At 37.5% G+C, this 23235-nt stretch carries 15 protein-coding genes and 1 rRNA gene; 12 read left to right on the plus strand and 4 right to left on the minus strand.

Going from position 1 to position 23235, the window contains the following annotated elements; genetic code table 11:
• Positions 1-2 precede the first annotated feature (2 nt).
• The 6 genes from DET49_RS02550 (at position 3) to DET49_RS02575 (ending at position 6195) form a co-directional block, all read left to right on the plus strand.
• A complete protein-coding gene (locus DET49_RS02550; protein ID WP_133546587.1) occupies positions 3-548 on the plus strand; it encodes an ion channel in 546 nt (181 codons plus the stop codon).
• Between the two features lie 37 nt (positions 549-585).
• On the plus strand, positions 586-1155 hold the full coding sequence (locus tag DET49_RS02555; protein WP_133546588.1) for a DUF3347 domain-containing protein: 570 nt from the start codon (positions 586-588) through the stop codon (positions 1153-1155).
• 56 nt (positions 1156-1211) lie between these two features.
• A complete protein-coding gene (locus DET49_RS02560) occupies positions 1212-1778 on the plus strand; it encodes a helix-turn-helix domain-containing protein (protein ID WP_133546589.1) in 567 nt (188 codons plus the stop codon).
• Positions 1779-1962: 184 nt separating this feature from the next.
• On the plus strand, positions 1963-2283 hold the full coding sequence (locus tag DET49_RS02565; protein WP_133546590.1) for a four-helix bundle copper-binding protein: 321 nt from the start codon (positions 1963-1965) through the stop codon (positions 2281-2283).
• A 156-nt stretch (positions 2284-2439) separates the two neighbouring features.
• A complete protein-coding gene (locus DET49_RS02570; protein ID WP_133546591.1) occupies positions 2440-4947 on the plus strand; it encodes a heavy metal translocating P-type ATPase in 2508 nt (835 codons plus the stop codon).
• 27 nt (positions 4948-4974) lie between these two features.
• Positions 4975-6195, plus strand: a complete 1221-nt coding sequence (locus tag DET49_RS02575; protein ID WP_133546592.1) for a permease — start codon at positions 4975-4977, stop codon at positions 6193-6195.
• Positions 6196-6535: 340 nt separating this feature from the next.
• On the opposite strand, the gene DET49_RS02580 is transcribed toward DET49_RS02575, so the two are convergent.
• Together DET49_RS02580 and lysS are read right to left on the minus strand one after the other, a co-directional pair.
• Positions 6536-9022, minus strand: coding sequence for a zinc-dependent metalloprotease (locus DET49_RS02580; protein ID WP_133546593.1), 2487 nt, complete (start codon positions 9020-9022; stop codon positions 6536-6538).
• A 187-nt stretch (positions 9023-9209) separates the two neighbouring features.
• Positions 9210-10901, minus strand: coding sequence for a lysine--tRNA ligase (gene lysS, locus DET49_RS02585; RefSeq protein ID WP_133546594.1), 1692 nt, complete (start codon positions 10899-10901; stop codon positions 9210-9212).
• 314 nt (positions 10902-11215) lie between these two features.
• On the opposite strand from lysS, the gene DET49_RS02590 reads away from it, so the two are divergent.
• Together DET49_RS02590 and lipB are read left to right on the plus strand one after the other, a co-directional pair.
• On the plus strand, positions 11216-11380 hold the full coding sequence (locus tag DET49_RS02590) for a YqaE/Pmp3 family membrane protein (protein WP_133546606.1): 165 nt from the start codon (positions 11216-11218) through the stop codon (positions 11378-11380).
• Positions 11377-12075 (plus strand): lipoyl(octanoyl) transferase LipB, encoded by a 699-nt coding sequence (lipB, locus tag DET49_RS02595; protein ID WP_133546595.1) that lies wholly within the window; start codon positions 11377-11379, stop codon positions 12073-12075. The genes DET49_RS02590 and lipB overlap by 4 nt, the downstream gene beginning before the upstream one ends.
• Before the next feature lie 98 nt (positions 12076-12173).
• Here the strand turns inward: lipB and DET49_RS02600 are convergent, their stop codons facing one another.
• Positions 12174-14627 carry a hypothetical protein gene (locus DET49_RS02600; RefSeq protein ID WP_133546596.1) on the minus strand — a complete coding sequence of 818 codons (2454 nt, stop codon included), beginning with the start codon at positions 14625-14627 and terminating at the stop codon, positions 12174-12176.
• Positions 14628-14657: 30 nt separating this feature from the next.
• The gene (locus DET49_RS02605) at positions 14658-15254 is read right to left on the minus strand and encodes a ribonuclease HII (RefSeq protein ID WP_133546597.1); all 597 of its coding nucleotides are present in this window, start codon (positions 15252-15254) and stop codon (positions 14658-14660) included.
• 340 nt (positions 15255-15594) lie between these two features.
• Here DET49_RS02605 and DET49_RS02610 point away from each other — a divergent pair, with 340 nt between their 5' ends.
• The 4 genes from DET49_RS02610 to DET49_RS02625 all read left to right on the plus strand — a co-directional run.
• On the plus strand, positions 15595-18825 hold the full coding sequence (locus DET49_RS02610) for a SusC/RagA family TonB-linked outer membrane protein (protein WP_133546598.1): 3231 nt from the start codon (positions 15595-15597) through the stop codon (positions 18823-18825).
• Positions 18826-18840: 15 nt separating this feature from the next.
• Entirely contained in the window at positions 18841-20319 is a 1479-nt protein-coding gene (locus DET49_RS02615; protein WP_133546599.1) for a RagB/SusD family nutrient uptake outer membrane protein, read from the plus strand.
• A 109-nt stretch (positions 20320-20428) separates the two neighbouring features.
• Positions 20429-22330, plus strand: coding sequence for a putative porin (locus DET49_RS02620; protein WP_133546600.1), 1902 nt, complete (start codon positions 20429-20431; stop codon positions 22328-22330).
• A gap of 717 nt (positions 22331-23047) precedes the next feature.
• Positions 23048-23235: ribosomal RNA gene (locus DET49_RS02625) — 16S ribosomal RNA — on the plus strand; the annotation flags it as partial.

Genomic DNA, 23235 nt, shown 5'->3' on the forward strand with positions numbered 1-23235 from the left:
AAATGAGTAACAAAAAAGAGGCTGACAAAAAGTTTTACGGGCAATTGTTAGCTAAAGCAGGGTGGACTTCAGCTACAATATTAATTCTGGCGTTTTTATATTTCCTCTTTTTGCCAAAAGCATTGGATAACGAAGCCTGGAAATGGGCGATAATTATTATTGCAGTTATAAAGGCATTTCTAATTGTTAGAATTACTTTTAAACAATTGAGCAAAATACTGGGAGATAGCCATTATTTAGAACACGTATTAAGCCTTTTTGCACTTATAGTTAGCCTAATTATAATTTCATTTGCATCAGATTATTATGCACTATATTTAAACGAGGCGGCCAATTTTAAAACTAATTTAGTGATAACAGAACCTTCAATATTTTTATTTTTTGAATTTATCTATTATTCGCTAATTTCATTTTCCACCGTAGGTTATGGCGATTTTGTGCCTTTGTCGCTTTCGGCTAAATTCTTAGTAATTTTGGAGACCGTACTCTATTTTTTTGTACTGGTATTTGGAACTGCTAATATTAACAGAATCAATATTAAAGATTAAACCTTTTTAAATTCCATAAACATTAAATTAAATAAAAATGAAGAAAAAGAGTCTGAGAAGTCTAACTATGCTATGTCTTATTGCAGGAAGTACGGTGATATTTTCCTGTAAAAATGAAGAAAAAAAAGAGGATGTTCCAGTTCCGATGCAAAATGAAATGCACCAGCCAGAAGAAGAGCAGGTAGTGGAAGCATATGAGGGGGAGGAATTACAAGCTGAATTCAGGGAAGAAATTATCGCCAAAATTTATAATTCGTATGTGGAGATCAAAAATGCCTTTGTAAATAGTGATGCGGCTACCGCAAGTAGAGAAGCAGCAAATCTCGCTGAAATAGCCACGGATAAAGAAAAAATAGCTGTTATTGCCAAAGCCATTGCCGCAGCCGATGATGTAAATAAACAACGAGAAGAATTTTCTAAGCTTACCGCGGCTATGGAGCCAATATTGGATAATGCCTTAGAATCGGGTGCAATTTATAAGCAATACTGCCCAATGGCCTTTGAGGGCAAGGGCGATTACTGGTATTCCAATTCAAAAGATATTTTTAATCCCTATTTTGGAGATAAAATGCTAAAATGCGGCAGGATAGAAACTACTATCCAGTAACTATTTAATCATCCTACAGGGTTTAAAAGTCCTGTAGGATTTCAATTAAAAATATTTTGAAACAAAACATCCTGCATATTAAAAATATGGTCTGTGATCGTTGTCTTGAAAGTGTTAAGAATACTTTAAAGCAACATGACCTTAAATTCAAGCACGTAAGTTTAGGTAGAATCGAACTAAAAGATAAACTTTCTGCATCTCAATTTGAACTTTTAGGGGAAGCATTACGGGCAAACGGATTCGAAATAGTGGCAGAAAGGGCAGACAAAATCGTAACCGATATAAAAGCTGTTGTTATTGGTTGGGTTTATGAACACAATCAATTTGGAAATAAAAAACTTTCTGAGGTTTTAAGCCAGGAGCTACATTATGAATACAGCCATCTTACCAGTATTTTTACCAAAGCCGAAGGTAAAAGTATCCAAAGTTTTCAAAATAAAATAAAAGCAGAGCGCATAAAGGAATTACTGGAATATGATGAATTGAATATTTCAGAGATTGCTGACAAAATGGGCTTTGGCAGTGCTGCTTATCTTTCCACCTTCTTTAAAAAGGAAACTGGTTTAAATCCGTCGCAATTTAAGCTGCGGCATTCTGAACGAAAATCACTCGATAATATTTAGCCTTTAGATTTTAAAAAAGGCATTTTGGAATTATCAGAAGCTATGGATATATTCTTACTCTGAGGTTTTTCTTCTTTAATATTTTAAATTTTTTTCCATATTCTTATAATTTCTTACCATAATTTTAAAACTCATTTCGGTTTTTAGTGTTTAATTTTGAGTTAAACCAATAAAAATCAATATTATGAGAAATGAGAAAATGTTGAATGCTTTAGGAAATTGTATCAATCATTGTAATTATTGTGCTGACGCTTGTCTCGAGGAAGAGAATGTGAAAATGATGAAAGATTGCATTAGAACCGATAAAGTTTGTGCCGAGGTTTGCAGCGCACTTAATACGGTACTGGCCACTGGTTACCAAAATGTAGAAGGACTCGTAAAATACTGTATGGAAATTTGTAATGCCTGTGCCCAGGAATGCAGCAAGCATGATCACGATCATTGCCAAAAATGTGCTCAGGCTTGCCGTGAATGCGTGGAAGCTTGTGAACAATACCTAAGTTAGTCCTACATTTAAAAGGCTGTTTTTAGCTTCAAGACATCCTGAAATTATTCCCATAGTCTTACTATGGAAATTTAATATCTTCAACAAGATGGACCCTGGGATAAATCCAGGGTTCTAATATTAATTTATTCAGCCTTAATTTCTTTAAATATAACTATGAAACACAATTTTCAAATTTCCGGAATGACCTGCATGGGCTGCAGGGCCCACGTTGAAAACAGCCTAAAAAACGTGGAAGGTGTAATTAGTGCCCAGGTAGACCTGGAATCGGGTTCTGCTGAAATCGAGATGAAAAGGCATATCGAAATTCAGGAATTTAAAAAAGCACTTGAAGATAGTAATTACAATATTTATCCTCCTGGAGAAATACCTGGTCCAGAAACCATACAAGAAAAAAATAATAAAAAGAATTCCCCAAACGAGATAAAGGGTAATGGGGTTTATTACTGTCCGATGCATTGCGAAGGGGATAAAACATACGAGCAACCCGGGGATTGCCCTGTTTGTGGGATGGATTTAGTTGAAGAGGCAAGTCTCCAACCACGGTCTACAGATTATACCTGCCCTATGCACCCTGAAGTAGTACAGAAGGGGCCTGGTTCCTGCCCGAAATGTGGGATGGACCTTGTCCCAAAAAAACCTGAGGAATCCTCTGAAAGCAAATCTTACAAAAGATTGCTGAGAAAGTTTAAAATCGCAGTTGCCTTTACCCTACCTATTTTTATAATCGCCATGTCCGAGATGATTTCAGGTAATCCCCTTTACGATATTCTAGAAATGAAATACTGGAACTGGGTACAATTTGGCTTGTCAATTCCGGTAGTGTTTTATGCTACCTGGATGTTTTTTGAACGAGCTTGGCGATCTATAAAAACCTGGAACCTCAATATGTTCACACTTATTGGTATTGGTGCTGGTGTAGCCTGGCTCTTTAGTGTTTTTGGTATGTTTTTCCCCGATTTCTTTCCCCCCCAGTTTAAAACGGAAATGGGAACGGTTCACGTTTATTTTGAAGCTGCCACGGTGATTCTTACCCTGGTGCTGCTGGGTCAGGTGTTAGAAGCCCGGGCACATAGTAAAACAAATTCGGCGATTAAAGAACTGTTGAAACTCGCTCCAAACAAAGCGATAAAAGTAGTTGATGGCCAGGAAAAAGAAGTTGCTATAGATGATATTCATAAAGGAGATATCCTAAGGGTAAAGCCCGGAGATAAAATTCCTGTGGATGGTATAATTGAAAAAGGGAATTCCAGTATAGACGAATCGATGATTACCGGCGAACCTATTCCAGTTGATAAATCTGAAGGTGATAAGGTAAGTTCGGGAACGATCAATGGAAACCGGAGTTTTACGATGAGTGCTGAAAAGGTAGGAGAGCATACCCTGCTTTCACAAATCATTAAAATGGTGAATGAAGCCAGCAGGTCTCAGGCACCTATTCAGAAATTGGCAGATAGGATTTCAGCTTATTTTGTTCCTGTTGTAGTGGTGATCTCAGTATTAACGTTCATTGTATGGGCCATTTACGGACCCGAACCTCGGTATGTCTATGCCCTTGTAAATGCTATTGCGGTATTAATTATAGCCTGTCCATGTGCTCTTGGTTTGGCAACGCCAATGTCAGTAATGGTTGGAGTGGGAAAAGGTGCTCAAAATGGGGTGTTGATTAAAAACGCCCGGGCCCTTGAACAAATGGATGATATCGATACTCTTATTATTGATAAAACTGGAACTATTACTGAGGGTAAACCCAAAGTAGAAAAAGTGGAAGTGCTGACAGAAGAAAACAAAGATGAGATAATAAAACTGATCGCATCAGTAAACTCCCAAAGCGAACATCCACTGGCTAAAGCTACTATAGACTATGCACGGGAAAAGAAACTAAAATTTACAGAAGCTACGGATTTTAATTCTGTTACCGGAAAAGGAGTTACTGGATTTGTAAATAATAAGAAAATAGCTATAGGGAATGACAAGTTGATGCAAGCTGAGAATATTGAAATCCCTTCAGAAATTATTAAAAATGTAACGGCTGAACAGGAAAAAGGAAAGACGGTCTCCTTTATTTCGGTAGATGGAACAATAAGAGGATATTTTACCATTACAGACCCGATAAAAAAAACAAGTAGAGAAGCACTGAAATCCTTAATGGATGATGGGGTTGAGGTTTTTATGTTTACCGGAGATAATGAAAAAACTGCAAAATCTGTTGCCCAGGAATTAGGATTAACTGGATTTAAGGCAGGGATGCTTCCGCAAGACAAACAAAGTGAGGTGAAAAAACTTCAACAACAAGGAAAAAAAGTGGCCATGGCCGGTGATGGCATAAATGATGCGCCGGCATTAGCGCAATCGGATATTGGGATTGCGATGGGAACAGGTACGGATGTCGCTATAGAAAGTGCGGAGATTACTTTGGTCAAAGGTGACTTAAAAGCAGTGAAGAGGGCAAAAAACCTTAGTAAGAAAGTGATGCGAAATATTAAGCAGAATTTATTTTTTGCATTGATTTATAATACCATCGGAGTACCTATTGCTGCCGGTGTTTTATATCCGGTTTTTGGTCTTTTATTATCACCCATGATCGCAGCTTTAGCTATGAGTTTTAGTTCGGTTTCTGTAATTGCGAACGCCTTACGATTAAAAAGCACCACATTAGAGTAAGTATTAATCAACCAAAAATTTAAGTAAATGCAGGATTTTTTTACGAAATGGGGAGAAGCGGCCAACACTAGTGCCGGATTTTTTTGGATGGCATTATGGGCCTTTATTTTGGGATACGTGATAAGCAGTTGTATCCAGATCTTTATAACCGAAAAACGAATGCAAAGAACAATGGGTAAAGACGAATCTAAAAGTCTTTTGCTGGGAACTTTTTTTGGTTTTATTAGTAGTTCCTGTAGTTTTTCAGCCCTTGCTTCTACAAAAAGTCTCTTTAAAAAGGGGGCGAGTTTTCCCTCTGCAATTGCCTTTTTACTCGCTTCAACTAACCTTGTTATAGAGCTTGGAATTATAATTGCGATCTTTCTGGGCTGGCAATTTGTAGTGGGGGAATATATTGGTGGAATACTACTTATTCTTATTAGTTGGATGCTCATTAGAATTATTAACCCTAAAAAACTGATTAAAAATGCTCGAAAGCGGCTTGATGAAAATGGAGATGAGGATGAGCATTCTGAAAAAACCTGGAAAAAGAAACTAAAGTCTGAAACCAGCTGGGCTAAAGTTTCCAAACAATATGCAATGGAGTGGAAAATGGTATGGAAAGATGTGACCCTCGGCTTTACAATTGCTGGGATTGTTGCCGCTTTTGTACCCGATTCATTTTTTCAAACTTTATTTATCAACACTGGAAATGGTAATACCAACTTTGGTTTTTTTACAATTCTTGAGCATATCATTGTCGGCCCAATTGCAGCCTTTCTAACCTTTATTGGTTCTATGGGAAATATCCCTTTAGCAGCACTTCTTTTTGGAAAAGGAGTAAGTTTTGCGGGGGTGATGGCTTTTATCTTTAGTGACCTGGTTGTTTTTCCGGTTCTAAGGATTAATGCAAAATATTATGGTTGGAAAATGTCGTTATTTATTCTTTTCCTACTTTTTACCGCGCTCATTGGAACTTCCTTATTATTACATTATGGTTTTAATCTTTTTAACCTAATACCAGACCCTTCTGCAGTAAAGATTACCAATACAGATCATTTTAAAATAGACTATACTTTTTGGCTCAATATGGCTTTTTTAGTGGTATCTGGCTTTCTGATTTATCTGGGTTTCTATAAAAGAAAAGATGTGAAACATATGAAAGAAATGGCTCCAAAAAGCCAGTTGCTTGAAACTAGTTTAAAATACATTGCGTTTGTTTGTTATCTGTGGCTCGCCGGAGGCCTGGTTGTGAAGTATTTCCTATAAAAAAGAGAGCAGAGGGAGCTAATTTTTATCTGGCTCAGGTATAAAATTTAAATTTTCAGTTCCCAGTGCTGCTCTCATTTTCAAAATTCAAACAAACTCAACAAAATAATTTAAACGGTCCTAGTTAATCTTTACAAAGATTAAATCTAAAAAATCTTTTTCATAACAATTCAGTAGGGGTTTCGGTATAGGACTTTACAAATATCAAAAGGTTTAATATAATTCTTACTTAAAACTTAAGTTTAGGGAGAATTTCCAGGTAATAACCATAAGTTCTTCATAAAAAAACCGCCGTGTAGGGACGGCGGCCTTCAAAACTAACACATCAAAAATGTTGGAGTTAATTTATAGGATTTAATATTAAATCGATTCGTTCTAGTGCATCCTGTAGATGATACCTTGTTAAGCGGTCACCACCATTGGCTACCCTTCTAATCTGGTTTTGAAGCGTTTTGAGCTCTCCTCTTACTACGGGGCGAATATCACTCTGGGCTACATCTACATTGCTACGGGTAATCCACTCCCGATAACGAGATGGAATTTCACTTTGTTCTTCGGTCATTAAATGTTCCATGCGGTCTATATAAGCACGTTGAAGATTTCTGCGATAACGGTCTATATCTTCACCTGAAGAAAGTTCACTCCAAATCCCGGTTCTTACAGCAGCCATCATATCTACTAAACCATAAGCTTCTTGCCCGTTTATTTCTTCGTTTTCTATTAGCCGTGCCATCCTTCCAAAATCCAGCAGATTATCCAGAGTTCGTTCCTGTAAATTGCTAATGCGTTCAACTTGCCCGTCAAACTGAATTTTATTAAAAATATCCTGGTCAATCATCCATTCAGGAGTTTCAAAAAGCTGTTCCTGTAAGAAATTCATTGCTTTTTCCTGGTAATCAGTCTTCACGTGAGTATACACAGGACCTTCCTGATTGTATGTTTTGTAATTCTCATAAACGCCGCCAATATTTGCCGTTACGTGTCCCATATAGCGATTAAACTGACTTAAAACTTGTCCATACAAATCTTCAAGATCTTCATAGTTCTTGCCGTCTTCAGCAGTCCATTTGATCAAATTAGGCATAATACGTTTCAGGTTCTTAATTCCGTATTCGCTGGCTAAAACTGCATCATCACCAAGATCTTCAGTTTGTGAACTTGGATCTATAACCCCTCCACTTTGCTGGCTCCCGAAACGATATAAGGGGTTGTCTGCTTTTTCAAGGATCCACTGGTCAAGAATTTGTTTTTCTTCTTTAGCAGTCTTACCTAAAATAGGACGGTAACCCCATTCGATAGCATATTTATCGTAGGGTCCTATGTCCGGCATTAAGGCTACATTCCCGTCTTCCGGCTGAGCGATATAGTTAAAACGCGCGTAATCCATAATGGATGGAGCGGTACCAAATTTAGCTGTAAATTCAGGATCGCGTAAATCTTCTACATCATAGGCAAAACTACTTCCCATATTATGCGGAAGTCCTAAAGTATGTCCAACTTCGTGAGAAGAAACAAAACGAATTAAGCGCCCCATGACTTCGTCTTCAAACTCAACCCCTCGAGCATCTTCGTTGATTGCTGCAGTTTGTACAAAGAACCAGTTTCTAAGTAAGGTCATTACATTATGATACCAATTAATATCTGATTCTAGAATTTCTCCAGAGCGAGGGTCACTTACGTGAGGCCCGTTTGCATTGGGAATTGGAGAGGCCAGGTAGCGTACAACCGAATAGCGAACGTCCTCTGGGCTCCAATCTGGATCCTCTTCTTTACTTGGCGGATCTTTTGCGAGAATCGCATTTTTAAAACCTGCCTTTTCAAAAGCAACCTGCCAGTCTTCAATTCCCTGTTTGATGTATGGCACCCATTTCTTTGGAGTAGCGCGGTCTATATAATAAACGATAGGCTCTTTGGGTTCAACGAGTTCTCCGTTTTTAAATTTTTCTATATCTTCCTCTTTAACTTCGAGCCTCCAACGGTCCAGGTATTTTACTTCCTTGCTTTTTTGAGCATCAAGTCCGTAATCTGTCTGACCCCGGGCAAACCAACCAACTCGTTGGTCAAAATACCGACGTTTCATTGGGTCTTTTGGAAGTAAAATCATAGAATTACTAAATTCTAAAGAAATAGATCCAGTACTTTCATTTGAAGGTGGTTCTCCAGCATTGTAAGTTTTTACATGCCTAACCTCAATATTTTCGGGATAACTACGAATAGTGTCAATGTAAGAGCGGCTATCGTCTAAACGCGATACCTTATACTCCTCTCTGGCCCCATTTCTTAAGCCAAGCGCCTGAACATCTTTAGTGTACAGATCAGTGACCTCGATAACCGTAGTCTTACTAATTGAATCTTTCCCCACAGTTTTTACTGGGAAACGCTGTAAAACAGGTTCAAAATTAGAATTTACCACTGCCTCATGAACTGGAAGCGAGTCGGCAGCATAAATTTCGTAAGATACGACCCTTAAAAGAACGTGCCCGTTTTTCTTTTGCCAGCGGTGGACCTGTGTATTTTGTTTTCCACCACCAAAACCAAGCCCGGTAGCGGTTTTAGCAATTCTTGTAACCGTAAGCATCTCACGGTTAAAAAGACTGTCAGGAATTTCATAATAATATTTATCATCGACCTTGTGCACAGTAAATAAGCCATTGTCGCTTTTTGCATCTTTGGTGATTACTTTGGAATAAGGTTCAAGTTCTCCATCCTTTTTTGGGGATTCTTTTGAGGCGTCAGCCGAAGTTTTTTCGGACTGAAATATCGCACAACTGGAGAGCGAAACCGAAAAGATTACTAAAAATAGCTTATGCGTAAATCGTTTGGTCATAAAGTTAAATTTTGTTTTGTGTGATTAATTTGAAGTGGAATAATTTCTATATCGAAACGCTAAAAAACGAAAAAAGACCACCATTTGGTGATCTTTAGACTCATAAATCTTAAAAAGGTTTAAAATTAAACTTAATAACGCATTAATTTAACACTTGTTTATTTCATTGAAGTAAAATCTTATGTGCTTAAATAGCTTTGATCTTCATGGTCTCTTGATCTTTAAAAACATCTATCATCTTATGCTTTCTTAATGATTTAAGGGTTTTATCCCACTTTTTGTTGCTTAAGCCAGACCTGGCCTTTATGTTTTCCAACTCCTGAATTACATCATCCTTTAATAAATGAAAAACGGCTTTTTCATCCTCACTTAATTCAACAGCCTTTTTTTCTGGTTTCATTTGTGGGAAGAAAAGAACCTCCTGGATGGATTGATTATTGGTTAAGAACATAATTAAACGGTCCATTCCAATTCCTAAGCCTGAGGTAGGAGGCATGCCGTATTCTAAAGCTCTTAAGAAATCCTGATCTATAAATTCTGTTGCTTCGTCATCTCCTTTTTTGGCTAATTTTAGCTGTTCCTCGAAACGTTCACGCTGGTCTATAGGATCGTTTAATTCAGAATATGCATTTGCGATTTCCTTTCCACAAACCATTAATTCAAACCGTTCGGTTAATTCAGGATTCTCACGATGTTCCTTGCAAAGCGGACTCATTTCCTTGGGGTAATCCGTAATGAAAGTAGGCTGGATATAATTCCCTTCACATTTTTCTCCAAAAATTTCATCGATGAGTTTTCCCTTCCCCATAGTTTCATCTACATCAATTCCCATATCTTCGGCTGCTTTTCTGATTTCAGCTTCCGATTTTCCGGTAATATCAAATCCGGTGAATTCTTTAATCGAATCTGTCATGGTAACCCTTTTATAGGGTGCTTTAAAATCGATTTTATTTTCTCCGAAAACCGCTTGTGTAGTATTGTTTACCGCAAGGGCACAATGTTCCAGTAGGGTTTCTGTAAACTGCATCATCCAATTATAATCCTTGTAGGCTACATAAATTTCCATTGCAGTAAATTCCGGGTTATGAGTTCTGTCCATTCCTTCATTTCTGAAGTTTTTAGAAAACTCATAAACCCCATCAAACCCACCAACTATAAGTCTTTTCAGATATAATTCATTGGCAATCCTAAGATAAAGTGGAATATCCAGGGCATTATGGTGGGTTATAAATGGTCGTGCCGCCGCTCCACCGGGAATAGATTGTAAGATTGGTGTTTCAACCTCGAAATATTCTCTTTCATTAAAGAAATTCCGCATCGCGTTGAACAGTTTGGTCCGCTTGACAAAAATCTCCTTAACTTTTGGGTTTACGGCCAAATCAGCATAGCGTTGGCGGTAACGGTGTTCTGGATCGGTAAAACCGTCGTAGGTATTTCCGTCTTTATCTGTTTTTGGTAGGGGTAGTGGGCGAATGGATTTGCTTAACAAAGTGAAATCTTTCACCATCACAGTCATTTCGCCAACCTGAGTTTTGAAGAGTTCGCCTTCAATTCCAATAAAATCGCCAATATCAAGCAATTTTTTATATACATCGTTATACTTGCTTTTATCTTCATTCCTGCATATTTCATCACGGTTAAAGTAAACCTGAATCTTTCCTTTCGAATCCTGTATTTCTGCAAAAGATGCCTTTCCCTGAATACGCCGGGACATAAGTCTGCCGGCCAAAACCACTTTTTTACCATCTTCAAAATTCTCTTTTATTCCCTTGCTATGGTCCTTAACGGGGAACAAATCTGCCGGATAGGGGTTAATACCAGCTTTTCTCAATGCAGAAAGCTTCTCTCTTCTTACTTTTTCCTGTTCAGATAATTGCATACTCGTAATTTGATGTATAAATCCCGAAGTTACCCTCGAAATTTTAAAATTGGTTTCCGGTTCATACCTCCTGGGCTGGCCTGGAGGATTTCCTTTTTGCTTTAGCAAAACGAGTGCAAATATAGTGACTATGTGGCTACCAACCAATGGGGTATAAACCTGAATTTTTTAAAAAATTGGAATGAAAATTTGAAGAGTATTACCAGGAGGCTTTCTGTATTTATAATCTTATCTTTGCCGCTCATTAGAGTTTCATTTTCGAGATTCAGAGTTTAATTTTAGAAATACGGGACTTGAAAACCCAGATCAAAAGTATGAGTGTTTGGCGTGTAATCCTTTCTGTATTGTTCCCCCCTTTGGCAGTTTATGACCGGGGTTGTGGGTCGATTTTAATCGTTTTGATCCTTACTATTTTAGGATGGATTCCAGGAGTAATCGCAGCACTTATTATTCTGAATAATCCAAGAAAAGGCATATGAATAAGAGGATAAAATTACAAAATTTAGGCTACAAGGATTATAAAGAAAGCTGGGATTACCAGGAAAGCCTGTTTAAGGAAATTCTTGACCTTAAAATTAAGAACCGCCGGCAGAATTTAAATGAAGAAACGCCCAATTACCTGTTAATGGTAGAACATCCGCATGTGTATACTCTGGGGAAAAGTGGTGATGTTAATAATCTGCTGATCTCTGAGGCTGAACTGGAAAAAAAGCAGGCAAAATATTACAAAATTAACCGTGGAGGCGATATTACCTATCATGGGCCGGGACAACTGGTAGGCTATCCAATTTTAGATCTGGATAATTTTTTTACCGATATCCATAAATACCTTCGTTTTCTTGAAGAATGCATTATCCTTACTTTAACTGATTATGGCTTAAAGGCAGAACGAAGTCCTGGCGAAACTGGGGTTTGGCTCGACGTGGGCACTGCTTTTGCCCGTAAAATTTGCGCAATGGGCGTTCGTGCCAGTCGTTGGGTCACTATGCATGGCTTTGCTTTAAATGTAAATGCCGATTTAGGTTATTTTGATCATATTATTCCCTGTGGAATTCAGGGAAAAGCAGTTACTTCCTTAAATGTGGAACTCGGGAGAAAGGATATTCCTTTAGCTGAAGTACAGGAGAAATTTTTGAAGCATTTTGCAGATTTGTTTGAGGCAGATTTCATTTAGAGCATATGCTTTAATCCTATCCCTATCCTTTTTGATTATTTGGTTTTGTATGCTTAGCATTAAATTCAAAGAAGTAAATAGAGAGAAGCATTATTTTTCTAGAGTTTATAAATTAGAACTTCTTTCTCCCCCCCTTTTACCACAAATTCCGGGCGCTGGTCAATGTCCGCATTGTTCAAGTCAATTCTCGAAGTACCATATACCGGGAATCCCGGAAGGAGTTCCCCGTTGCTATCAAATACATACACTTCCTTGGTTTGCAAGTCCGTTGTGCTGATGTAATACTTATCGTTTATATAAAAGATCTCCGGGTCTGTGTAAAGTCCGTAATCCAGATTTAACACTTTCTCTTTAATCTTTAAATTGTTTTCTGACAAACTAACCAATAAATTAGGTCTTGCTGAAATCCCGTGGTTTTGGCTAAGCTCAGTATCTATAATATTTACCTGTCCGGTTTGTGTGATTTTTATAAGGCTTCCTTCAGAATTGCTCGAAACAAAATCATTTTCGTATTCATACCATTGATTTTTTGAAAAATCTATATTTTCTTTTACCTCTACACGGTGTTCTCCCTGACGACTTAAAATATTAAGTTTGCCCGATTTTTCCGGAAAAACAATATAATCCTTATTCTGAATTCTTATATGTTTTGGGGTTAATAGAATTTCAGAATTAGTTTTCCGGAAATCGAAACCTTTTACACCTTTTCCATTTTTGTCATACATCAATATTTCGTCGTTCTGGGTAATCAAAAAGCGATATTTCCTGTTGTTATCATAATCAAATAAAGATAATGGCTGGGTGATTTGATCCTGAAATTTGAGAGGGAAGGGTTTAACATTGTTGCCATTTCGGTCTAATACTTCAATGGAATATGGGGTTGCAAAAGCAAATTGAATTTTTCCATTTTTAAAAAGATCTACTTGTTGAATCTCACCTAAGATGGGGCCTCCTAGCTTTTTCTTCCAGAAAATCGTTCCTCTATTGGAAATTAAATAGAGCGTATTGTTGATATCCTGAACAGCAATATCCATTTGGTTATTGAGGTGATTTTTCACTAAAACCGGCTCGGTAAGTAAATCGGCTTCCAGGGTTACCGAAAGTATTTCTTCAGCTTTTATGTTTGAAGTATTCCCGTTGTTTTGCGCTTCGAAAGTAGCGTGGATATGGGCAAAATCGTCTTCTTCTACCAATTGTAAAATTGCTGATCTATGCTCCCCGAAATTCAAGTTTTTTATTTCAGCTCTAACTTCTTTTGAAACAGCCTCAGCTAGTTTGGTTTTTAGCTTTTCAGTGTTCACAACCATTAATACAGAACTTTGCTGTGCAAGTTGCTTTTCGCTTTCTTTATAATACGATTGATTTGCAATGGTGTTTTGATTTAAATAATCAGCAATAAGTTCACGTAACTGTGGGATGGAACTGGAAAAAACGAGATATTCATCAATGGCTGCAACAAAATTCGGTTTTTCAGCATGGATTATTGGAATAAAAAGTTTTTCAAAAATCTCAGGCTCCCTTACCTTATATATAGGGTATTCGCGATAGTTTTCTTGTAATTCTGCATAGCCGGAAATCAAATCGCCTGCATCAGTAGTTATTAATGTTTTTATAGCTAATAAGGAATTTTCCTCAGTAACAATAATTCCGGATTCCTGACTATTTAAAATGATTTCATTCTCCGTTTTTGTGATTGAGTCTCCTCGAAATTCCTTTAAATTCCTGAGAAAAATTTCAGAATCCTTATAGCCGATTGCTGAAAATCCTACTGATTTTTCAGGTGTAATTTGAGCGAAATCTAAAGTAACCGGACCTGTATTTCTAACTATTTGATGAAGGCTTGATTTATCTTTTGGAATACTAAGTCCGTTAAAAGAAATTCCCTTGTCGGAAAATTCAAGGTCTACCGCACTCCAGCCTGCATAATTTTTAACTGTTTCCAGATTTAGTTTTGCAAATAAATTTCGCCGAAGATCATCAAGCTTGGCGTGGTTTAAAATCACAGATGTTTTATTTGGAGAGATGGCCTGGTAGATCTTAGTAAATCCTTTGTTATTTAAAATATTTTCTTTTTTTAGAACCTTTCTCAGTTGAGCTTCGGAAGTAGCCACTATAAATGGTGAAGTTTTATCTGAAATATAGAATTCCTTTCCTTCTAAGACTAATTTTCTATAATTTAAACCTCCAGCTTTTATATTTTCATCAGATTTATTTTGGATGGAATCGAGTTGAAAGTCAGGTTGGCTTTTACTTATAAGGGTAAAGTTCAAATTCCCTTTTTTTGGAACAGTTATACTAATAATGCACTGAGTAAGGCTATCTGTAAATTTCAGGAAACCTAAATTCTCTTGGATGTTATCTTCTATACTGAGATCATTCTCGTTTAAAAATGAAAGTGTATTTAACTCCTTTTGGAGTTTTTGTAAATTCGACGTTTGAATAATTACAGCGGCATCATCTGTAATAAACTCGGTCAGTGAATCAAATTCTTGCCGGTTGTTGCAGGAAAATAATAAAAGGAGGCTTAAAAAGGTGAAGAGGGTTTTCCTCATGAACTTCAGAATTTTCAACAAATATAAAAGTTATAAGACAAGTTTGAGTTGCTCTGGTAGAAGTTTAAAACTTTTTCTGTGATAAGGAGTACTGCCATATTCCAAGATTGCACCACGATGTTCTTTGGTGGGATAACCTTTGTTTTGTTTCCAGTTATACAAGGGAAACTCGTGGTGAATTTTTTCCATAAATTCATCCCTAGCGGTTTTAGCTAAAATAGAAGCAGCGGCAATACTCAGAAATTTCCCATCTCCCTTTATGATACAATCATGAGGAATATTGCGATATGGTTTAAATCTGTTCCCATCTACAATTATATGTTCAGGAGTGCAATTTAGTTGCTCAATTGCACGGTGCATTGCCAAAATAGAAGCATTTAAAATATTGATTTCATCAATTTCTTCCATAAAAACGTGGGCAATGCCATAGGTTACTGCTTCTTTTTTTATAATTTCTTTAAGGGAATTGCGATTCTTAAGGTTGGTTTGCTTAGAATCATTTAACAATTTATTTTGAAATTTTTTTGGGAGTATCACTGCTGCCGCAGTTACTGGTCCGGCAAGGCAACCACGACCAGCTTCATCGGTGCCGGCCACCTGGAAAGATAGATTGAAGGTCTTTAGCATAATACAAAAATTGCAAGAATCCCGGGTTTACACAAAACTATTGTCTCTTTTTCTACGTAAATAAAATAGTAGCGGTGCTTAAAATGTAATGCATGCATAGCGAAATAACACCATTACTGACTTTTTCTTATTAAAATGCTCTTAAATTTTTAAGGTTTGTCTATTGTCAATTTTGTAAGATTTTGCAGTATTCATAAAAAAATTTCACTATTCAGGAGCTTTTTTTTAAATCTTATAAAGATGTTTTAATATAGTAAATGATAATTCAATTTAAAAATCATTTGTTTTATTAAGAATTTATTATGATTTTTGGCGCAGGCTAATTCAAATTTAAATAATAATGAAAAACAAATTACATGGAATTCTTACGCTATTATTAGCGTTTGTAGTGCAATTTACTTTTGCACAGGAAAAAACGGTGACCGGTACGGTGACCGATGACCAAGGTTTACCTCTTCCCGGGGTGAACGTGATTGTTCAAGGAACAAATAATGGAGATCAAACTGACTTTAACGGGGAGTTTAGTGTTAATGTAAATGAAGGTCAGGTATTAGAGTTTAGTTATGTAGGTTTCGTTACTCAGGAAGTTCCTATAGGCAGTGGTAGCATATACAATGTGACCCTGGATGTAGATTCTGGAGCCTTGGATGAGGTTGTTGTTGTGGGGTATGGTACTGCCACAAAACAATCATTTACAGGTTCAGCAAAAACTGTAGATGCAGAATTGTTGAATAGGAAAAACGTAGCTGATGTTTCACAAGCACTTGCTGGTGAGGTTGCAGGGGTACGAGTAATCAATACTTCTGGACAACCTGGTAGTGCTGCAACGATTCGTATTCGTGGGATTGGTTCTGTTAATGGTAATAGAGACCCATTGTATGTTTTAGACGGTGTTCCTTATAACGGTACCATTAGTGCAATTAACCCGGCCGATATTGCCTCTACAACCATATTAAAAGATGCTGCTGCCACCGCAATTTACGGAGCCAGGGGTGCCAACGGGGTTGTAGTAATTACAACGAAAAAGGGTAGAGCAGGACAGTCTTCCATAACTGTGGAAACTAAGATCGGTACTAACGTAAATCTTTTACCACGTTATGATGTAATTGATTCGCCAGAGCGATATATCGCTTTAGCCTGGGAAAGTATTTACAACAGAGCGAATATTGAGGGGGAAGAAAATCCCATTCAATTTGCAAACCAAAGATTGTTTAGCGAAAATGGTATTTCTCCTACTTATAACATCTGGAATGTTGATGGAGAGAATCTTATTAACCCGGAGACAGGTATGGTTCGTGACGGAGTAGAGCGAAGATACACACCGGAAGACTGGGAGGATTATGGTTTCCAGGAAGCAGTTCGTAGAGAAACGAACCTAAGAATTAGTGGAGGTAGCGAAAAATCAAGTTACTATGCTTCTGTGGGTTACCTTAAAGATGAAGGCTACATTATCAATTCTGACTATGAGCGTTTCTCAGGACGTTTAAACCTTACTCACGAGGTAAAAGACTGGTTGTCGGGTTCCATGAATATCGGTTATGGTTATTCTGAAACTAATAATAATGGCCAGTCTTCAGATTCGGGAAGTATTTTCTGGTTTGTAGATAACCTGCCTCCGATTTATGGCTTGTATATTAGAGATGAGAATGATGTGCTTTTAGAGGATCCAATTTATGAAGGTTTCCAGTACGATTATGGAGAACCTAGAAATGGAAACACTGGACGAGGATTTGGTTTGGCAACAAACTCGATTGCTGATGCAATTTTAGGGGTAAGCAATACTTTAAGGCATGACATCAATACCAACTTCTTTTTGAATATGGAGTTTACCGATTACCTTAATTTCGAGACAAGATTCGGTACGCAGTACTATATTGAAAATTTTGATAGCAAAGACGATTCATTCTACGGGCCAAGTGCCGGGCAAAATGGTTCGATCTACAAAGAAAAAGAACAGCTTTTTTCTTATAACCTGTTGAACTTATTGCGATTCGATAAAGATTTTGGAGCGCATAGTATAGAAGCTTTAGTAGCTCATGAGGCTAACTCCTGGGAGCGATCTTTTTTGTGGGCTTCAAAGGCAGATTTAGCGGATCCTGATGGAAGAGAGCTTAATAATGCTGTTGATGTAACTAGCCCTCCTGGGTCTTATACAAATGATTACACTTTAGAAAGTTATTTTGGACAGGTGAGATATGATTTTGATGATACCTACTATTTTTCTGCAACGGTAAGACGTGATGGTAGCTCAAGGTTCCTGGAAGATAAATGGGGTAACTTTGGTTCTGTAGGTGCCGCTTGGGTGCTTACTAATGAGGGTTTTATGGCGGATCAAAATGTATTTTCTTTTCTTAAGCTTAAAGCCAGTTATGGTTTAATTGGTGAGCAAGGTGGGGTAGGATTCTATCCTGGTTATGATTTATATTCGGTAGATCCGTTAGATAATAACATCTCGCTTTCTTTTGACACGAAAGGGAACAGGAATTTAACCTGGGAGACCTCTAAACAATTTCAGGTAGGTACAGAAATGAGCTTTGGTAGATATTTAGATCTTAACCTGGCCTATTATGTGAAAAATACAGATGATTTGTTATTTGAACGACGCGTACCGCCATCTTTAGGTTATGCTATTATTAATGTTAATGACGGTCAACTTAGGAATACAGGTTTGGAATTTGACCTAACGGCTCATTTACTGAAAACCGAGAATGCCTTTATTGATTTTACTCTTAATGGAGAGATTATTACAAACGAACTCACCGAGATGCCGATTGATCCAGCTACAGGAGAACCAAAATTGATTGATGTTCAGGGTCGATTTGGACTTGGAAAAGGACACTCTATCTATGATTTTTACATCAGGGAATATGCTGGCGTAAATGTTGAAACCGGTGCATCGCAATGGAATGTTTATTATAATGATGCTAATGGTGATGGTGCATACCAGGTAGGTGAAGGAGTTTCTTCTTTAACTGAATACCTTAATGAAAACCCTGAGGTAAGCCGTGAGGAACTTGGAGTAGCTACAACAACTGTATATGCGGATGCAACTCAAAAATATGTTGGAAAATCTGCTATCCCGGATGTTCGTGGAGCATTTAACCTTTCTGCTGGTCTGGGCGATTTCACTATTGGGGCTCAGTTCTTGTATAGTATCGGGGGGTATTCTTACGATCCTGCATACGCGAACTTAATGCAAAGTAACGCTAATGTAGGTGGGAATAATTATCACGTAGATATTTTAGATAGATGGCAACAACCAGGGGATATCACAGATGTTCCAAGATTGACAAATGATTTGGATGTGAATGTTGTTTCTACATCTACAAGATTCTTAACTAAAGCGGATTATCTTGCGCTGAACAACGTAAGGTTAGGGTATAGTGTTCCTACTACAGCTGTAGAGTCTTTAGGAATGGATGCCTTGAATATTTACGTATCTGGAGATAACTTGTTTTTAATGTCAGAAAGAGATGGTTTTAATCCGTCTACTAGTGAAGCTGGAACATCTGATCAGTATCGTTATTCTCCATTATCTACTTTCACCGCTGGTGTAAGGGTAAACTTTTAATAAAAAATTATGAAGATGAAATCAAAACTATTAACTATATTTTCAGCCGGCACCTTGCTTTTGGCATCCGGCTGTAGCGAAGATTTTCTTGAAACCGAACCTACTGAGTTTATTTCCTCGGAGCAAATTCAGGAAGCGACAGTGAAAAACCCTGGTTTACAGGAGGCCAATATTGCTGGCTTATATGCCACTATGATAGCAACCGGAACCGGGGGCACAGATTTGCAACATACAGATTATGGTCAGAAGGGCTATGATGTTTTCTCTGATATGCTTTCTACAGATATGGTTCTGGCCGGTGTAACCTATGGGTGGTATTCTGATATTTCCCAAATGACCGCAACTATAGATTTTACCAATATCAACAACTATATGGTTTGGAGATATTACTATAGGTTAATATTCGGAGCTAACAACATCATCGAAAGTTTTGGTGGTAATGATGCCGTGCCGGAATCTGAAGAGGCTAAGGCAATTTTAGGCCAGGCAAAAACAATGCGGGCACACAGTTATTTTTATCTGGCCCAGTTAATGCAGGAGGGTTATGACCCTGCTGAACCTATTCTTCCATTATACACGGAAGTAACAGATGAAGGCGCAGCGCTTAGTCCTGCAAGTGATATTTATGATCAAATTATTAAGGATTTACAAGACGGAATTTCTTTGATGGAAAATTTCACCAGAACCTCTCGTACCGCTGTTAATAAAGATGTAGCGAAAGCGCTTTTGGCTTATACTTATGGTTTCCTTGGTAATAATGACGCGGAAGTAGTAAGATTAACAGGAGAAGTTATTGAAACTGGAGGATATCCCCTTACGGATTCTGAAGCACTGCTTGGAGGTTTTAATTCTCTCGAAGCTAGCCCATCCTGGATGTGGGGTGTAGACTTAACTACGGATAACGGTCTTGACCTGGTATCCTGGTGGGGTCAGGTGGATTTATTTACCTATAGCTACGCCTGGGCGGGAGATCCTAAATCTATAGATTCAGGTCTTTATGCAGCAATTCCGGAAGATGATGTGCGTAAGGAACAGTGGGTAGACGCTTATGGTAGCGGAACTCTTTATCCAATTAACAAATTCTATGCCCCGGAACGAACAGTTGCTGGTCAAAGAATTGTGACTACTGATTATGTTTATATGAGAGTGGACGAAATGTATTTGTTGCATGCTGAGTTTGCTGCTAAATCTGGTGATGAAGCCAGGGCTAAAGAGGTGTTGAAAACATTTTTGGCTGAACGTGTACCTGATCCATCTTATGTAGATGGTCTTTCAGGTCAGGCGCTACAAGATGAGATTTATTTACAAACCCGTATTGAATTCTGGGGAGAAGGTAAATCTTATTTAGCGATGAATCGTAACAGAGCAACAGTAACCAGAGGTGCGAACCACCTTTCGTTCGCTGGCGAATCTTTCTCTTACGATGATGATCGTCTTTCCTTTGAAATTCCTCAAAGTGAAATTCAAAACAATCCTAATATTTCTCAACAATAATTACTTGATTGAAATTGCAAAAAAGGCCTCCATCTGGAGGCTTTTTTTATTTAACGCTTTTGGTAAGTTCATTAATTCAAAAAACCTAAATTTGCGGAAAGTTGTTTTGATGAAAAATCTCATTTTTTTTCTATTCCTTTTTAGCCCTGCAATGATTTTTGCGCAAACCGCTTTAGGAGGAGCTCCAGATACCGAAAGCACAAAAGATACGGTAAAACCACCTATCTCGGCTTACAAAATAATTTCTATAGAGAATGACACTACATTTGTAGATACTACACTTACAATAGAGAAGAATTATAAATTTAATTATTTAAGAAAAGATAACTTTGAATTACTTCCTTTTTCAAATACAGGGCAAACCTACAATAGGTTAGGGATAGGTTTTGAACCTGAAAAATTGTATCCCGAATTTGGGGCTCAGGCAAGACATTATGGATTTTTGGAAGTAGATGATATTTATTACTATCACGTACCTACACCCTTTACTGAAGCCTATTATAAAACTGTTCCGGAGCAGGGGCAACAATTAGATGTGTTGTTTACAATTAATACCTCTGATCGCTTAAATTTTTCCGCTGCCTATAAAGGGGTACGCGCCTTGGGAAGATACCAAAATGTGCTTACCAGTACAGGAATTTTTAGGTTCGGATTAACATATAAAACATTAGACAAAAAATATCATCTTAGAACACATTTTGTTTCTCATAGCCTTTTGAATCAGGAAAATGGAGGTTTTTCAGAATTGGCTCTGCAGCAGTACATAGATAAGGAAGAGGAGTTTGAAGATCGTTCCCTGTTGGAAATGAATTTCGAGAATGCCGAAAGTACACTTTACGGAAAACGTTTTTATCTGGATCACTATTACGATGTTGCTACCCCAGACTCTCTTTCTGCGAACGCTCTTAGGGTTGGGCATATTTTTAAGCATGATTATAAGAAATATGAATTTGTACAAACCCAGGCTGAGAATCTAATTTTCGGTCCTTCCTTTCAGGAGGCTAATTTTAGTGATCGTGTTAGATTAACCGAATTTTATAATCAAGCCTATGTACAATGGTCTAATAAAACCTTGGGAAAGGTAAAGGCAAAGGCCGCAGTCAAAAATTTTGAATATGGATATAACACATTTTATATTCGAGAAAACGATACCATTAACAACAAACTTAGCGGTTCTAATTATTCCATTGGGGGTGAGTATGAGAAAAGTATTAGCGGATTTGATATAAAGGCCGATGCTATGCTTAATCTGGCTGGTGATTTTACCGGGAGTTATTTTGCTGCACATGCCGGTTACAGTCTGGATGATGAGAACCGTTTGGAATTTGGGGTTAATCAAAATAGCCATATGCCTAATTATAACTTCTTGCTTTACCAAAGCAATTATATTAATTACAACTGGCAGAATGAATTTGTCAACGTAAACACTCAAAGTATTTATGGAGAGTTACGTTCACAAAAGTTACTTAATATCGAAGGCAGGTTGACGCAAATTCAGAATTACACTTATTTTACAGAAGGAGAAGATTCGCTGGTCAAACCATTCCAGGCTGGTGACCAGGTGCGTTACTTGAAACTCAAAGCGAGTAAGAGGTTTGATTTTGGGCTTTTTGCAATAGACAACACCCTGATGTATCAAAATGTACTTGATGGAGCTTCCCTATTAAATGTACCTGAATTTGTAACCCGAAACTCTCTTTATTATAAGGACCATTGGTTTGACAAAGCACTTTATCTTCAAACCGGTTTCACTTTTAAGTATTTTACCGAATTTAATGCCAATGCATACGATCCGGTATTAGCTGAATTTTATGTGCAAAATTCAGCGGAATTTGGAAACTATCCAATTGTAAATTTCTTTTTTAATGCAAAAGTTGACCAAACACGAATTTTTTTACAGTTAGATCATCTTAATTCCCTGATTGATGGTAATAACAATTTCGTTGCACCGGGCTATCCTTATTCCGATTTTTTGCTCCGATTTGGCCTGGTTTGGAACTTTTTTCTATAATTTTTTTACCAGGAGCAATTCTCTATTAAACATTTTTTAACCTATTGGTTACTTAATCAGCTCGTTTTTTGCTTTTAAGGCATACTATTTAAAAGAATAATTCACTTCCTGCTGCGGAATTCTGAAAAATCTCTAAAATTTTGTTTTGGCTTGTACATCTCAAAAACAGCAGTATATTTGCATCCGCTTACAGAGACAGGGAAGCTTGTTTTAAAAGAGCCAACGTTCATTGCATACTGGGATTGCGGATATTTTAAGGCCTTAAGGGGTTTTAAAAAGGGGAGTGAAAAAAAATATTATTTTTCACTTGCCAGATTCAAAAGAGGTTGTATATTTGCAGCCGCAAAAACAGCGAGCGCTTTTAAAGAGCAACGCTGCCGTTCTTTTGAGGAAGATGCTTTAAAAAAAGATCTAAATTTTTTCTAAAAAAGATTTGGCGATTAAAGAAAAAGCATTGTATATTTGCAGCCGCTTACACGGCAAGCGAGTTCCCAGAAATACTGAAAAGAAATCCCGGGTGGGTAAGCAAAGAGAGAAGGTTCGAGTCCTTTTATTTCGACTAGAATAGCTCGGTTGATACCGGGGAAGTTCATTGATATATTGAATTGACAGCGCGTAAAATTGCATTAGCAATTTTTACAAATAATTTAGAATTAAGACTAGAAAAGTCATCTTTGAGTACAGACAATTGATTGTTGTAATATTATTTAAGAAACAACGATGAAGAGTTTGATCCTGGCTCAGGATGAACGCTAGCGGCAGGCTTAACACATGCAAGTCGAGGGGTAACAGGGGAGTGCTTGCACTCTGGCTGACGACCGGCGCACGGGTGCGTAACGCGTATACAACCTACCTTTTAGCGGGGAATAGCCCAGGGAAACTTGGATTAATGCCCCATAGTATGG

Source organism: Salegentibacter sp. 24 (assembly GCF_004362395.1).
Taxonomy (GTDB): Bacteria; Bacteroidota; Bacteroidia; order Flavobacteriales; family Flavobacteriaceae; genus Salegentibacter.

Excerpts from the sequence above, each read along its gene's own strand:
- DET49_RS02550 (WP_133546587.1), top strand. The coding sequence starts at position 3 with ATGAGTAACAAAAAAGAGGCTGACAAAAAGTTTTACGGGCAATTGTTA.
- DET49_RS02555 (WP_133546588.1), top strand. The coding sequence starts at position 586 with ATGAAGAAAAAGAGTCTGAGAAGTCTAACTATGCTATGTCTTATTGCA.
- DET49_RS02565 (WP_133546590.1), top strand. The coding sequence starts at position 1,963 with ATGAGAAATGAGAAAATGTTGAATGCTTTAGGAAATTGTATCAATCAT.
- DET49_RS02570 (WP_133546591.1), top strand. The coding sequence starts at position 2,440 with ATGAAACACAATTTTCAAATTTCCGGAATGACCTGCATGGGCTGCAGG.
- DET49_RS02575 (WP_133546592.1), top strand. The coding sequence starts at position 4,975 with ATGCAGGATTTTTTTACGAAATGGGGAGAAGCGGCCAACACTAGTGCC.
- DET49_RS02580 (WP_133546593.1), bottom strand. The coding sequence starts at position 9,022 with ATGACCAAACGATTTACGCATAAGCTATTTTTAGTAATCTTTTCGGTT.
- lysS (WP_133546594.1), bottom strand. The coding sequence starts at position 10,901 with ATGCAATTATCTGAACAGGAAAAAGTAAGAAGAGAGAAGCTTTCTGCA.
- DET49_RS02590 (WP_133546606.1), top strand. The coding sequence starts at position 11,216 with ATGAGTGTTTGGCGTGTAATCCTTTCTGTATTGTTCCCCCCTTTGGCA.
- lipB (WP_133546595.1), top strand. The coding sequence starts at position 11,377 with ATGAATAAGAGGATAAAATTACAAAATTTAGGCTACAAGGATTATAAA.
- DET49_RS02600 (WP_133546596.1), bottom strand. The coding sequence starts at position 14,627 with ATGAGGAAAACCCTCTTCACCTTTTTAAGCCTCCTTTTATTATTTTCC.
- DET49_RS02605 (WP_133546597.1), bottom strand. The coding sequence starts at position 15,254 with ATGCTAAAGACCTTCAATCTATCTTTCCAGGTGGCCGGCACCGATGAA.
- DET49_RS02610 (WP_133546598.1), top strand. The coding sequence starts at position 15,595 with ATGAAAAACAAATTACATGGAATTCTTACGCTATTATTAGCGTTTGTA.
- DET49_RS02615 (WP_133546599.1), top strand. The coding sequence starts at position 18,841 with ATGAAATCAAAACTATTAACTATATTTTCAGCCGGCACCTTGCTTTTG.
- DET49_RS02620 (WP_133546600.1), top strand. The coding sequence starts at position 20,429 with ATGAAAAATCTCATTTTTTTTCTATTCCTTTTTAGCCCTGCAATGATT.